The sequence below is a fragment of the Dongia sp. agr-C8 genome (assembly GCF_054658695.1).
On the sequence record NZ_BAAGHZ010000001.1, the window covers coordinates 1156137 to 1168781 of the forward strand.

A 12645-nucleotide genomic window follows, 5' to 3' on the forward strand; every position below is an offset into this window, starting at 1 on the left:
AAGACCATGCAGCGCGCGATCTACATGGATTGGAACGCGACGGCGCCGGTTCGGCCGGAAGCCGCGCGTGCCGTCATGCGCGCGCTGGAAGCGGTCGGCAACCCGTCCTCGGTCCATGGCTTCGGCCGCAACGCGCGCAAGCTGATGGAAGAGGCCCGCGTCAGTCTTGCGAGCCGCGTCGGCGCCAAGGTGGAGAACGTGATCTTCACCTCCGGCGGCACGGAAGCGAACATGCTGGCGCTGGCGAGCCGCGGCGAGCGGCGCCTGATCGTCTCGGCAATAGAGCATGATTCGGTGCTGAAGCCGGCTTTGGCCGCGGGTGCGGCGGTGATCAAGGTCGATCGCAACGGCGTGGTGGATCTCGACCATCTCCGCAGCTTGCTGCAGCAGGATGCGCGGCCGGCGCTGGTCGCGCTGATGCTGGCGAACAACGAGACCGGCGTTCTGCAGCCGGTGGCGGCTGCGGCCGCGATCGCGCACGAACATGGCGCGCGGCTGCATTGCGACGCCGCGCAGGCATTGGCGCGGATCGACGTCGACCTTGCCGCTCTAGGCGCGGACACGCTCACGATCTCCGGCCATAAGTTCGGCGCGCCGCAAGGTGTCGGTGCGCTGGTGACCAACGGCGCGCCGGTCGCGGCGCTGCTGCTGGGTGGTGGTCAGGAGCGCAGCCGGCGCGCCGGCACCGAGAACGTGCCGGCGATCGCGGGCTTCGGCGCGGCGGTCGCGGCGATCGATCCGGCGGCCGGCACCAAGACCGCGCGCCTGCGCGACGCCTTGGAGCGCCGGTTGCTCGATTGGGATCCGGCGGTCACCATTTTTGGCCGCGATGTCGCCCGCCTGCCGAACACGCTCTGCTTCGCGGCCGGCGCGAAGTCGGCGGAGACCCTGGTTATGGCGCTCGATCTCGCCGGCATCGCGGTGAGCGCGGGTTCGGCCTGCTCGTCGGGCAAGGTTCGTCCGAGCCCTGTCGTGACGGCGATGGGCTTCGATGCGGACAAGGCCGGCACGGCTTTGCGCATCAGCCTCGGCGAGACCAACACGGAATCGGATATCGACGCCTTCATGGTGGCTTGGAAGCGGATCCAGGCGCCGGTCGCAACCCAGATCCAACCTGCAGCTTGATCGCGAAGGGTCACAGGCACAAATGAACGGTATGACTACGAACAGCAGCCCCACTCTCGAGAACCGGCCAAAGCTGCCGGTCTATCTCGACTACCAGGCGACCACGCCCTGCGATCCGCGCGTGGTGCAGGCTATGCTGCCTTACTTCACCGAGAAGTTCGGCAACCCGCATTCGCGCAACCACTCCTATGGCTGGGAGTCGGAGGAGGCGGTCGAGAAGGCGCGCAAGCAGGTGGCCGACCTGATCGGCGCCGACGAGAAGGAGATCATCTTCACCTCGGGCGCGACGGAATCGAACAACCTGGCGCTGAAGGGCGTCGCGCATTTCTACAAGGACCGCAAGGACCACATCATCACGGCGGCGACCGAGCACAAGTGCGTGCTGGATTCCTGCCGGCACCTGGAGCTCGAAGGCTTCAAGGTCACCTATCTGCCGGTGCAGCAGAACGGCCTCATCGACCTCGAGCAGCTGAAGGCCGCGATCACCGACAAGACCGCGATCGTGTCGATCATGTCGGTCAACAACGAGATCGGCGTCATTCAGCCGATCGCCGAGATCGGGGCGATCTGCCGCGAGCGCGGCGTGTTCTTCCACACCGACGCGGCCCAGGCCGCGGGGAAGATCCCGCTCGACGTCAACGCGATGAAGATCGACCTGATGTCGATCTCCGGCCACAAGATCTACGGGCCCAAGGGCATCGGCGCGCTGTTCGTCCGCCGCAAGCCGCGCGTGCGCATGGAAGCGATGATCCATGGCGGCGGGCAGGAGCGCGGTTTCCGTTCCGGCACGCTGCCGACCCCGCTGATCGTCGGCCTCGGCGAGGCCTGCGCGATCGCGCAGAAGGAGATGGGCGCCGAAGCCGAGCGGCTGACCGTGTTGCGCGACCGGCTGTTCAACGGTCTCAAGGCGCAGCTGCCGGACATCTATCTGAACGGCGATCTCGACCGCCGCATCCCGGGCAATCTCAACGTCTCCTTCGCCTATGTGGAAGGCGAGGGGTTGATGATGGGCATCAAGGACCTGGCTGTCTCGTCGGGCTCGGCCTGCACCTCGGCTTCGCTGGAGCCGTCCTACGTGCTCCGCGCGCTGGGCGTGGAGGAGGAACTGGCACACACGTCGCTGCGTCTCGGCCTCGGCCGCTTCTCTACCGAACAGGACGTGGACTATGCGGTCGAGCAGATCGTCCAGGCGGTCAAGCGCCTGCGTGAGATGAGCCCGCTCTGGGAAATGGCCCAGGAGGGAATTGACATCAAGTCGATCGAATGGGCGGAGCACTGAGCCCAGCCTTGAAATCCAGGGTTTCGATCGCCGACATCTTGAGGGAGTAAGAACATGGCCTATAGCGAAAAGCTGCTCGATCACTACGACAACCCGCGCAACATCGGCTCCTTCGGCAAGGAGGAAGGCGGTGTCGGCACCGGTCTGGTCGGCGCGCCCGCCTGCGGCGACGTGATGAAGCTGCAGATCAAGGTCGGCGCCGATGGGCGCATCGCCGATGCGAAGTTCAAGACCTTCGGCTGCGGCTCGGCCATCGCTTCGAGCTCGCTCGCGACCGAGTGGGTGAAGGGCAAGACCCTCGAAGAGGCGGAGCAGATCAAGAACACCGAGATCGCGCAGCATCTCTCGCTGCCGCCGGTGAAGATCCACTGCTCGGTCCTGGCCGAGGACGCGATCAAGGCCGCGATCAAGGACTTCCGCACCAAGCAAGAGAAAGACAAGGCGGCGGAATAATGAACGACCAGGCGATCAGCGCGACCGCCCCGAACGTAGAGGCGACGGCCGCCGGCGCGAAACCGCGCCGCGCGCCGCGTCCGCGCCCGGCCGCCATCACCCTGACCGCCGCCGCGGTCGAGCGGGTGCGGGCGCTGCTGGACAAGCGTGGCAAGCCTTCGGTCGGGATCCGGATCGGTGTCCGCACCAAGGGCTGCTCCGGCCTCTCCTACACGATCGAATATGCCGATGCGAAGGGTCCGGCCGACGACGTCGTCGAGCAGGACGGCGTCACCGTGCTGATCGATCCGAAGGCGACGATGTTCATCCTCGGCACCGAAATGGATTACGTGGAGGAGAAGCTGCAGACCGGTTTCACCTTCCGCAATCCGAACGAAAAGGGTCGTTGCGGCTGCGGCGAGTCCTTCCACGTCTAAGCCGCATCGATAGGTTTCTCCAACATGTCGCAGAACGGGCACGAGCGATTCACCCAATCGCCCGAAGCGGGCGCCGTTACGCCCTGCTGGTCGTGCAGGCAGCCGGTCGCGGCGCGCGCGCTGTTCTGCCACAGCTGCGGCGCGGTCCAGGCGCCGGGCCAGATCGATCATTTCGCGCGGCTCGGTGTCCAGCCCGGCTTCGATCTCGATCTCGACCGGCTGGAAAAGCAGTATCTCGGCTTCCAGCGCGCCATGCATCCCGACCGCTTCGTCACCAAGACGCCTAAGGAACGCGCCATCGCCGAATCCCAGGCGGTCTCGATGAACGCGGCCTATGAGACCCTGAAGGATCCCTTGCGCCGCGCCGCCTACCTGCTGGAGCTGGCCGGCAAGACCGCGGCCGTCGACAAGGACCAGACCGTCCACGATCCCGAGCTGCTGATGGAGGCGATGGAAGCCCGCGAGGCGCTTTCCGAGGTCGCCACCATCGACGACCTGGAGAAGCTGCAGGTCGAGGCGGGGGCCAAGGCGATCGATTTGCTCTCCCAACTCTCGAAGGCCTTCGCGGCGGATGACTACGAGGCGGCCAACAAGGCCGCGACCCGGATGAAGTATTGGCGGAAGTTCCTGGAAGAATCCCGCGCCCGCCGCATTGCGCTGGAGGATGCCCAGTGAGCACCTTGCTGCAGATCCACGAGCCCGGCGAGACTCCCGCGCCGCATGAGGAAGAGCGGGGCATTGCCATCGGCATCGACCTCGGCACCACCAATTCGGTCGCCGCGATCGCCGAGGACGGCAAGCCCGAGATCCTCCGCGACGACCATGGCGACGGCCTGCTGCCCTCGGTGGTCGCCTATACCGGCGCCGAACCGATCGTCGGCCGTGACGCCGCCGCGGAACTGACCCGGCATCCGGAGCTGGTGGTGAGCTCGGTGAAGCGGCTGATGGGCCGGGGTGCGGCCGATCTGAAGGCACTGTCCGGCACCCTCCCTTACGAGATCCACGGCGACCAGCAGGTCGGCATGGTGCGGCTGAAGATCGGCAGCCGGGTCATGAGCCCGGTCGAGGTCTCCGCCGACATCCTGCGCGCCATCAAGGCCCGGGCCGAAGCCGCTCTCGGCCAGCCGGTCGAGCGCGCGGTCGTCACCGTCCCGGCCTATTTCGACGACGCCGCCCGGGCCGCCACCAAGGATGCCGCCAAGCTCGCCGGTCTGGAGGTGCTGCGCCTGGTCAACGAGCCGACCGCGGCGGCGCTGGCTTACGGCCTCGATCACGGCGCCGAGGGGCTCTACGCGGTCTACGATCTGGGCGGTGGCACCTTCGACATCTCGCTGCTTCGGCTGCAGCAGGGCGTGTTCCAGGTGCTCTCGACCGGCGGCGATGCGGCGCTCGGCGGCGATGACTTCGATCACGCGATCGCGGAATATGTTCTGAGCCAAGTTGGCGCGGAGTCACCGTCGCTGGTCGATGCGAAGACCCTGCTGGCCGCCACGCGGCGCGCAAAAGAGGCGCTGACGAGCGCGCAAAGCGCCGAGCTCAAGTTTCACATCAACGGCAAGAATCTTCAGCAATCCATTGATCTTGCAAAATTTGAATCACTAATCGAGCCGATGGTCGCGCGCACCCTGCGGGCCTGCCGCCAGGTGCTCGAAGACGCGCAAGTCACCGTATCGGAAGTGAAGGGCGTGGTGCTGGTGGGCGGTTCAACCCGGGTGCCGCTGGTCCGCCGCATGGTGGCGAGGTTCTTCGGCCGCGAGCCGCTCTCGGACATTAATCCTGACGAGGTGGTCGCGGCGGGTGCTGCTCTGCAAGCCGAGGCGCTGACCCGCGGCGGCGATACCTTGCTGCTCGACGTCATCCCGCTCTCGCTGGGCATCGAGACCGTGGGCGGCATCGTCGAGAAGGTGATCGACCGCAACACCGCGATCCCGGTCGCCAAGGCCCAGGAGTTCACCACCTACCAGGACGGCCAGACCGGCATGCAGATCCACATCCTGCAGGGCGAGCGCGAGACCGTGGATGCCTGCCGGTCGCTCGGCCGGTTCGAGCTGACCGGCATCCCGCCGATGGCCGCCGGCGCGGCGCGGATCCGCATCACCTTCTCTGTCGATGCCGACGGCCTCCTGACCGTCAACGCCCAGGAGAAGACCACCGGGGTCAAGGCCGAGATCGCCGTGAAACCCAGCTACGGCCTCGGCGAGGACGAGATGGCCGATATGCTCCGGGACAGCCTGACCCATGCCCGCGAGGACATGGAGCGGCGCCTGCTGATTGAGGCCCGGGTCGAGGCGGAGCGGATGATGCTGGCCCTGGACGCTGCCTTGAAGTCGGACGGCGACCTGGTTTCGCCGTCGGAACGCGCCGGGATCGACGCCGCTTCCGGGAAAGTCCGCCAGGCCATGGCGGGGGAGGATCGGGACCGGATCGCCGCCGCGGTGGAAGCCCTTGAAAAGGCCAGCCATCCCTTCGCCCAGGCCCGCATGGACCGGGCGATGGAGCAGGCGCTGAAGGGCCATAGCCTTGACGAGGTCGAGGCCAGTATGGCAACTGACCGCGCCGAATAGGCCAACTGCCTGTAATAGTCGTTAAGAGCCTGAAAAATCAGGCATTGGAGAGCCTCTGAAATGCCGAAGATGACCTTCATTAAGCCGGGTGGCGAACGCGTCGAAGTCGAGGCGCCGCTCGGGCTCTCCGTGCTCGAAATCGCCCATCGCAACAACATCGACCTCGAGGGCGCCTGCGAGGGCTCGCTCGCCTGCTCGACCTGCCATGTGATCGTCGATCCGGAATGGTACGACGTGCTCGAGGGCGCGAGCGAGGACGAGGAGGACATGCTCGACCTCGCCTTCGGCCTGACCCACACCTCGCGCCTCGGCTGCCAGATCAAGATGACCGACGAGCTCGACGGGCTCACCGTGTCGCTGCCGACCGCGACCCGCAACATGATGGTCGAGAAGTAACCGGACCGCCGATGCCCAGGAAGCTGCGGTGGACGGACGTCCAGGACATCGCCATCGAACTGGAAGAGGCGCATCCCGACGCGGATGTGGTCAATCTCCGCTTCACCGATCTCTGGAAGTGGGTCCAGGCCTTGCCGGGCTTTGAAGACGATCCGCAGAAGTCGAACGAGAAGATCCTCGAGGCCATCCAGGCGGCTTGGCTCGAGGAGCGGGATTGAAGAACAACTATATCCTCGGCCTGATCGCCCGGCCCTGGGTCGACCCGGTCTGCCTCTGGGGCCTGAAGCGCATCTTCCCGGCGTCCCGTGCCTGGGCCGCCGCGGGGATCTCGCAAGGCAACCCCGATCGCTTCGCCGATGAACTCGATTGCGGCCGCGTGCCCGGCATGGCGAAACGGCTGAAGAAGACCGTCGACTTGAAGCGCAAGTCGGACGCCGCTTTCGCGCGCTGGAACGACACCGTGTTCGGCGGCAATGGCGATGCCGCGGCGGCCGAAGACCAGCGGCGCACGGCGGCGCAGAGCTGGTTCAGCCATCGCTTCACCTATCTCCTGTTCGCGCGGCGGCATGGGTTGCCGGCGGTGCGGCTCGACGTTCCGACGCCGGCCGAGGTAATGGACGAGTTCGCCGGCGCGATGGCCGACCCGGATGCCTATTTCGCCCTGCCGGACCGCTTGCCGGAAGTCGAGCGCAGCCGCGAGGTCGAAAACGGCAACGTTATCGAATACTGGCTGCGCTTTCCGACCCCGGGCGTCGATCACGACGCGGTCTACGCCCATGTCTATGAGCCGAAGCAGAAGCCTGCCGGTGAATTGCCGACCTTGATTTTCGGCCATGGGCTCGCAATCGAGACCGAGATGATGAAGGGCGACCTGCGCGGCTACGGCTCGCTCGCCGAGCGCGGCATGCGCGTCATCCTGCCGGACGCGCCCGGCCATAACCGCCGGGTCGCCGACGGACTCTATGGCGGCGAGAGCTTTATCATCGCGCCGCCGAGCTCGGGTCTGCGTCACCTCGCGCAGGCGGCGAAGGAGTTCGGCATCATCGCAGCCTGGGCCCGCGGCAACGGCTCGAAGCATGTCGCCTTCAGCGGCATGAGTCTCGGCGCGTTGACAAGCCAGGTCGCCGCCGGCCGCATGGGCGCTTGGCCGTCCGATGCGCGGCCCGACGCGCTGATGCTGCTGACCACCACCGACAAGGTCAGCAGCCTGGCGCTCGATTCCGCGCTGGCGGTGATCGCCGGACTCAACGTTGCCTCCGAGGCCGCCGGATGGACCGCGAACAGCTTCGTGCCGCTGGCCAAGATCGTCGATGCCGAAGCGACGCCGCCGATGGATCCGGCCCGCATCGTGCTGCTGATCGGCGAACGCGACACCGTCACCCCGATCGACGGCGGCCGGCGCCTGGCGGCCAAGTGGCAGGTCCCGGAGAAGAACCTGTTCCGCCGCGACCAAGGCCATTTTTCCGCGGCATTCGGGCTGGGGGCCGACCCTTCGCCCTTTCGCCGGATCTCGGAAATCCTGGCCGCCTAGGCGCGGCCGTTTCTGTTAGACTGGACTTATGGCGACTGGATTGAACTCATTAGGCTTTGCCAAGACGCCCGCTGCCACCCGTGTGGTGGTGGCGATGTCGGGCGGCGTCGACTCTTCGGTCGTGGCGGCGCTCTTGAAGGAGCAGGGCTATGACGTGGTCGGCGTGACGCTGCAACTCTACGACCAGGGCCTCGCCTTGCAGAAGAAGGGGGCCTGCTGCGCCGGCCAGGACATCTACGACGCGCGCCAGGTCGCAGATCGCATCGGCATCCCGCATTACGTGCTCGATTACGAGAACCGATTTTCAGACGCGGTGATGCAGGATTTCGCGGATTCCTATCTCGCCGGCGAGACGCCGATCCCTTGCGTGCGCTGCAACCAGCGGGTCAAGTTCCGAGACCTCCTGGACCAGGCGCGGTCGCTCGAGGCCGACTGCCTCGCGACCGGCCATTACGTGCAGCGGGTCATGGGCGCGCGGGGCGCGGAGCTCCATGCCGCAACCGATCCGACGCGCGACCAGAGCTATTTCCTCTTCGCCACCACCCAGGCGCAGCTCGACTTCCTGCGCTTCCCGTTGGGCGGCATGCCGAAGAGTGAGACACGCGCGCTGGCTGAGCGCTTCGGTCTGGCGGTCGCGGCGAAGCCGGACAGCCAGGACATCTGCTTTGTGCCCAACGGTAACTATGCCAGCGTGGTCGAGCGGTTGCGCCCCGGCGCTGCCGAGCCCGGCGCCATCCGCCATGTCGATGGCCGGGTGCTGGGCAGCCATGGCGGCGTCATCCATTTCACCGTCGGCCAGCGCCGCGGCATAGCGGTCAACGACCAGGCCCACAGCAACGAGCCGCTCTACGTGGTGCGCGTGGATCCGGCCACGCGCGAGGTGATCGTCGGCCCGAAGGTGGCGCTCGCCTGCGAGCGCATCGCCTTGCGCGAAGTGAACTGGCTGGCCGGCGCGGCCGAGGATCTGCCGGTCACGGTCAAGATCCGCTCCATGAGCAAGCCTGCCGCCGCGAAGATCACCGTCTCCGGCGACGGCGCCGAAGTCACGTTCGACGAAGCGCAGTTCGGCGTCGCGCCGGGCCAGGCCTGCGTCGTCTATCAGGGGAGCCGCGTGCTCGGCGGCGGCTGGATCCGCCGCGAAGCCGCGGGTGCAAGAACGGCCACCGCCGCTTGAGATGAACTTCGGGGGAGTAGCATGGATCTCGCGGAACTGACGGAAGAGCTGCGCAAGCAGGCCGCGCGCAACGTGAAGCTCGGCTACAAGGTGAAGTTCGTACTCGACGACGGCGTCATCTTCTGGGACGGCACCGACAGCAGCCCCGACATCGGCAACGAGGACAAGGGCGAGGCCGACACCACCATCAACATCAGCGCCGAGAACCTGGAGAAGCTGATGCAGGGCAACCTCGACCCGACCATGGCCTACATGACCGGGAAGCTGAAGGTCGAAGGCAAGATGGGCGTCGCGCTGAAACTCACCTCGATGTTTGCCGACTAATTCTTTGCGGCGGCGAGGATCGGTCCGGTATAGGCGCTCTGCACCAGGACCGCAGTCTTCAGTCCGGCCTCCGCCGGCGGCAGATCGAAGCTGACCGCTTCGCCGCTCCAGCCGCCGAGCCGTGTCAAATCATGCACCACATTCTTGTGCGGCAGGGTGCGGCCGCCATTCTCGCCACGCGCGACCGGCACCTGCACGATGTTGGGGTCATAGCGCACCAGCCAGACATCTGCCGGATCCTCGGGCGCGGCGGCGGCGCCGACCGTGACCTTGCCGCCGACGAGCGAGACCTGTGGCATGGTCGGCGGCGCTTCGCGGCGCGCGGCCTCGATGAAGCGATCGACCTCCGCCGCCGAGTTGCCGACCAGGTCCATATCGCCGTTCACCACCATCTGCGGCGTATAGGCGGTGGCGCGGTGCAGCGACTGCACATAGGCGTACTGGCGCTGGGTGAACTCCGGCTTGGCGAAGGAATCCGCCCAGCCGAGGTAGTCCCAGTAGGTGACGCCGAAGCTCAAGGCCAAGACGTCGGGCCGCTCCGCGATCGCTGCGAGGTTCGCATTGGCCGGCGGGCAGGAGGAGCAGCCCTGGCTGGTGAAGAGTTCGACCACCACGGGGCTCCGGGCGCCGTCGGCCTGCGCCGCGCCGGTCGAGAGCGCGAGGAGGGCGGCGGCAAAGGTTTGGAATTTCCAGGAATGCGTCATCGGGGGCTCCGGCTCGTCATGGGGCTGCCTGGACACTTCGCCGCAACCCGGCGGCGGGTTACCGCATTACCGCGGCAGGGCCCGGCGGAGCCTCCTCTTGCGCCGGGGCGCGGGCGTTATTACTTATCCGGATCAAAGGCTTGTGGATTTCTTGACAGGCCGGGGCGGCCGCTCTACAAGCTGCCCGCTCGACCTCTTCAGCAGGTCCCGGTGGCACCGTAGCTCAGCGGTAGAGCAGGGGAATCATAATCCCTTGGTCGGCGGTTCAAATCCGTCCGGTGCTACCAATTTCACCCCGCGTGATGATGAATTTGCCGGCGCGCTGGGCGCTGGCCAAGGGACGCGGTCCATGCTTCAAGCGGCAGCGCGTGACAGGCGTGCCTGCGGCAGCGGGCTTCCGCTCCGGTGTCGCCGTGAGCATGAGGGCGCGAGGAAGGGCCGGGGACATCGGGTTCTTCTTCTCGTGGTGAGCCACGCGTCCGTGGAAATCGCAACGGTTCGATCGCGGTCGGGCGCGGTAAAAACAGAAAAGAAGCCGCCGTTGCTTGTGACTCCACGCATGGAGATGACAGCTTCAAATCGCTGTGGATAGTTCGCTCTGGGCGCTTGACCTCAAACCGACCGCCGACAATTCTAGCGCTCTGGTTGTACTCAGACGCCGCGCGGGTTCGCTGACGCTTCATCGCGGGCTGGCTTGCCGGCGTGGTTTCGCGGGGCGGCGTGACAACAAGAAGATCCATATCGAGAAGATCCATAGACGGTGAAGCGAAAGGTGCTGAACGCGGCTTTCTGCTGACCCTGAGCCTTGCCTTCGTGGCGATCCGGCTCATCTGGCTGGTGCGGGTGTACGGCGGGCTTGACGGGCTTCTGGACGCGGCGGAGGCGACCAATGTCGCGCTGTCCGTCGCCCGTTCCGGCACGATCGGCGACGCCTATTTTCCGGGCCAGGGACCGAGCGCCCATCTTCTGCCGTTCAACCCGCTGCTTGCCGGCGGAGTGATGTGGCTGTTCGGTCCGGTAAGCCGCGCCGCGAATGTCGTGCTGCTGGGTCTCTCGCTGGGGCAGGTGCTGGCCGGCTATCTGCTCGTTCGCCTGGTATTCCTGCGGCTCGGCGTCGATCCGCGGGTGGTGCGCTGGGGCACGGCCTTGCTGCTGCTGGTGCCGCCCTTCGTGCGGCAGGAGACAGTCGATTTTCGTTATTGGGAGGGCGGCAGCGCGCTGTGCCTCGTCGCGGTCAACATGCTCGCGGCGATCGCGCTGGACCGCCGTGGTCGCCTGGCGCGCCGCGACCTGGTCGCGATTCCCGCGTTGTTCGCTCTGACCTTCTTCGTATCCCCCCAGGCGGGCCTCGCGGTCGGGGCCTGCTGGGCGATCGTCGCGCTCCGCCGCCTGCCACTGTCGTCCAGCCTGGCGCTGGGCGGCGCGACCGCCGCCGTCCTGGTGCTCGCCGTCGGTGCCTGGACCCTGCGCAACGTCGAGGTGCTGGGCGAGCCGATCCTGCTTCGCAGCAATCTCGGTATCGAACTGGCGCTTGCCAATCACCCGGCGGCGCTGTCGGGCGAGGCGCCGGAGTCCGTCTTCAACAACCGCCTGCGTGCAATTCATCCCGGTGCCAGTCCCGCGGCGCGCGCCGCCATCGCCGCCGGGGGCGAGGCCGCTTATTCCCGCGCGCTGCTGGACCAGACGCTCGCCTGGACCGCCGCCAACCCGCTCGACTTCGCTGGGCTCTGGGCCAGGCACGCCAGCGAGATCGTCGCGCCCCGCCCGTGGCAGATGTACTTCTCAGGCTGGGAGGGCGCCCGCACCGCGCGCGCGGACACGATCGCCATCGTCCAGCTGATCGGACTGGTCGGCCTCGCGCTGCTGGCGAGCCGGCGGCTCGGCTGGATCCCGGCCGCGTACATCGCCATCGTGGTGCTGTTCTACGGTTTCTTCCAGCCGATGCCCCGACACGGCTTCATCATCTATCCGTTCTTCTGCTTCCCGGCGGTGGAAGCGATCGCCGGGTTGGTCCGTCTCTCCCGCCGGCCCGTCCGTCCGGACACGCTGGTCCCGCAACTCAGCGGTAGAACAGGGGAATCATAATCCCTGGATCGGCGGTTCAAATCCGTCCGGTGCGTGTGGCGAGAGTCTGGTTCGGCACTTGGGGTCTTCGGCCGCCGATCACTTGCGATAGAGATCCCGGTTGATCGAGAAAACCAGGATCTTGTTGACCGTGCGGTCGTCGTCGGAAAGCGGCAGGAACAGGTTGGCCTCGCAGATGTAGCGATCGACCATCTGGAAATTGTCTTCCTCGTAATAGGGTGCGCGGCTCCGATAGACCCGGTCGTAGCGCTCCTCGGCGGCTTCGGGAGTCGCGGCGAAATAGCCGTCGCGCACCGACTTGCCGGTGGGGTCGTTGCCGCGGAGCTGCACCTCGCCGGTGCCGACCAAGCGGTAGACATAGCGGCGCGCGTCATCGACCACGTCCACGATCATGATGTTGGGCAGCAGGCCGACCATCTCCGCGGGGTCGATGTCGCTGCGCGGCGGCATGGAACGGCCGTGCCGCTTGCTCTCCCAGTAGGCGAGCATTTTCAGGATGTCCGGGTGGCACGTCGCTTTCCAGTCCTGCATAAAATCGTACTCACGCCATCGGAAAGACGCCGCGCCGGAAACGACGGCAACATATCCCCATGT

Annotated in this window: 14 protein-coding genes and 1 tRNA gene; 13 read left to right on the forward strand and 2 right to left on the reverse strand. The window is 66.6% G+C overall.

What is annotated here, in order from left to right; genetic code table 11:
- Positions 1-6: 6 nt before the first annotated feature.
- From ACYQ4T_RS05310 to ACYQ4T_RS05360, 11 genes are read left to right on the forward strand one after another with little or no spacing between them, the layout of a single operon-like run.
- Complete coding sequence (locus ACYQ4T_RS05310; protein WP_459851235.1) at positions 7-1125, forward strand: cysteine desulfurase family protein; 1119 nt, start codon at positions 7-9, stop codon at positions 1123-1125.
- 31 nt (positions 1126-1156) lie between these two features.
- Positions 1157-2404, forward strand: a complete 1248-nt coding sequence (locus ACYQ4T_RS05315; protein WP_459851236.1) for an IscS subfamily cysteine desulfurase — start codon at positions 1157-1159, stop codon at positions 2402-2404.
- Positions 2405-2458: 54 nt separating this feature from the next.
- Positions 2459-2857: a Fe-S cluster assembly scaffold IscU gene (gene iscU / locus ACYQ4T_RS05320; RefSeq protein WP_459851237.1), complete on the forward strand. Its 399-nt coding sequence runs from the start codon at positions 2459-2461 to the stop codon at positions 2855-2857.
- The gene (locus ACYQ4T_RS05325; RefSeq protein ID WP_459851238.1) at positions 2857-3273 is read left to right on the forward strand and encodes a HesB/IscA family protein; all 417 of its coding nucleotides are present in this window, start codon (positions 2857-2859) and stop codon (positions 3271-3273) included. The genes iscU and ACYQ4T_RS05325 overlap by 1 nt, the downstream gene beginning before the upstream one ends.
- A gap of 24 nt (positions 3274-3297) precedes the next feature.
- Entirely contained in the window at positions 3298-3948 is a 651-nt protein-coding gene (gene hscB / locus ACYQ4T_RS05330; RefSeq protein WP_459851239.1) for a Fe-S protein assembly co-chaperone HscB, read from the forward strand.
- A complete protein-coding gene (hscA, locus tag ACYQ4T_RS05335) occupies positions 3945-5837 on the forward strand; it encodes a Fe-S protein assembly chaperone HscA (protein WP_459851240.1) in 1893 nt (630 codons plus the stop codon). Before hscB ends, hscA begins: the two co-directional genes overlap by 4 nt.
- Before the next feature lie 60 nt (positions 5838-5897).
- Positions 5898-6233, forward strand: coding sequence for a ferredoxin family 2Fe-2S iron-sulfur cluster binding protein (locus ACYQ4T_RS05340; protein WP_459851241.1), 336 nt, complete (start codon positions 5898-5900; stop codon positions 6231-6233).
- An 11-nt stretch (positions 6234-6244) separates the two neighbouring features.
- A complete protein-coding gene (iscX, locus tag ACYQ4T_RS05345; RefSeq protein ID WP_459851242.1) occupies positions 6245-6451 on the forward strand; it encodes a Fe-S cluster assembly protein IscX in 207 nt (68 codons plus the stop codon).
- Complete coding sequence (locus ACYQ4T_RS05350) at positions 6448-7764, forward strand: alpha/beta hydrolase (RefSeq protein ID WP_459851243.1); 1317 nt, start codon at positions 6448-6450, stop codon at positions 7762-7764. The genes iscX and ACYQ4T_RS05350 overlap by 4 nt, the downstream gene beginning before the upstream one ends.
- A 40-nt stretch (positions 7765-7804) precedes the next feature.
- Complete coding sequence (gene mnmA, locus ACYQ4T_RS05355; protein WP_459852038.1) at positions 7805-8938, forward strand: tRNA 2-thiouridine(34) synthase MnmA; 1134 nt, start codon at positions 7805-7807, stop codon at positions 8936-8938.
- 21 nt (positions 8939-8959) lie between these two features.
- Complete coding sequence (locus ACYQ4T_RS05360) at positions 8960-9262, forward strand: SCP2 sterol-binding domain-containing protein (RefSeq protein WP_459851244.1); 303 nt, start codon at positions 8960-8962, stop codon at positions 9260-9262.
- On the opposite strand, the gene ACYQ4T_RS05365 is transcribed toward ACYQ4T_RS05360, so the two are convergent.
- A complete protein-coding gene (locus ACYQ4T_RS05365; RefSeq protein WP_459851245.1) occupies positions 9259-9966 on the reverse strand; it encodes a DUF1223 domain-containing protein in 708 nt (235 codons plus the stop codon). The genes ACYQ4T_RS05360 and ACYQ4T_RS05365 overlap by 4 nt on opposite strands.
- Positions 9967-10178: 212 nt before the next feature.
- Here ACYQ4T_RS05365 and ACYQ4T_RS05370 point away from each other — a divergent pair.
- Positions 10179-10253: transfer RNA gene (locus ACYQ4T_RS05370), tRNA-Met, on the forward strand.
- A 415-nt stretch (positions 10254-10668) separates the two neighbouring features.
- Complete coding sequence (locus ACYQ4T_RS05375; protein ID WP_459851246.1) at positions 10669-12051, forward strand: hypothetical protein; 1383 nt, start codon at positions 10669-10671, stop codon at positions 12049-12051.
- Between the two features lie 78 nt (positions 12052-12129).
- Here ACYQ4T_RS05375 and ACYQ4T_RS05380 read toward each other — a convergent pair whose 3' ends face one another.
- A complete protein-coding gene (locus ACYQ4T_RS05380) occupies positions 12130-12582 on the reverse strand; it encodes a PAS domain-containing protein (protein ID WP_459851247.1) in 453 nt (150 codons plus the stop codon).
- Positions 12583-12645: the final 63 nt, after the last annotated feature.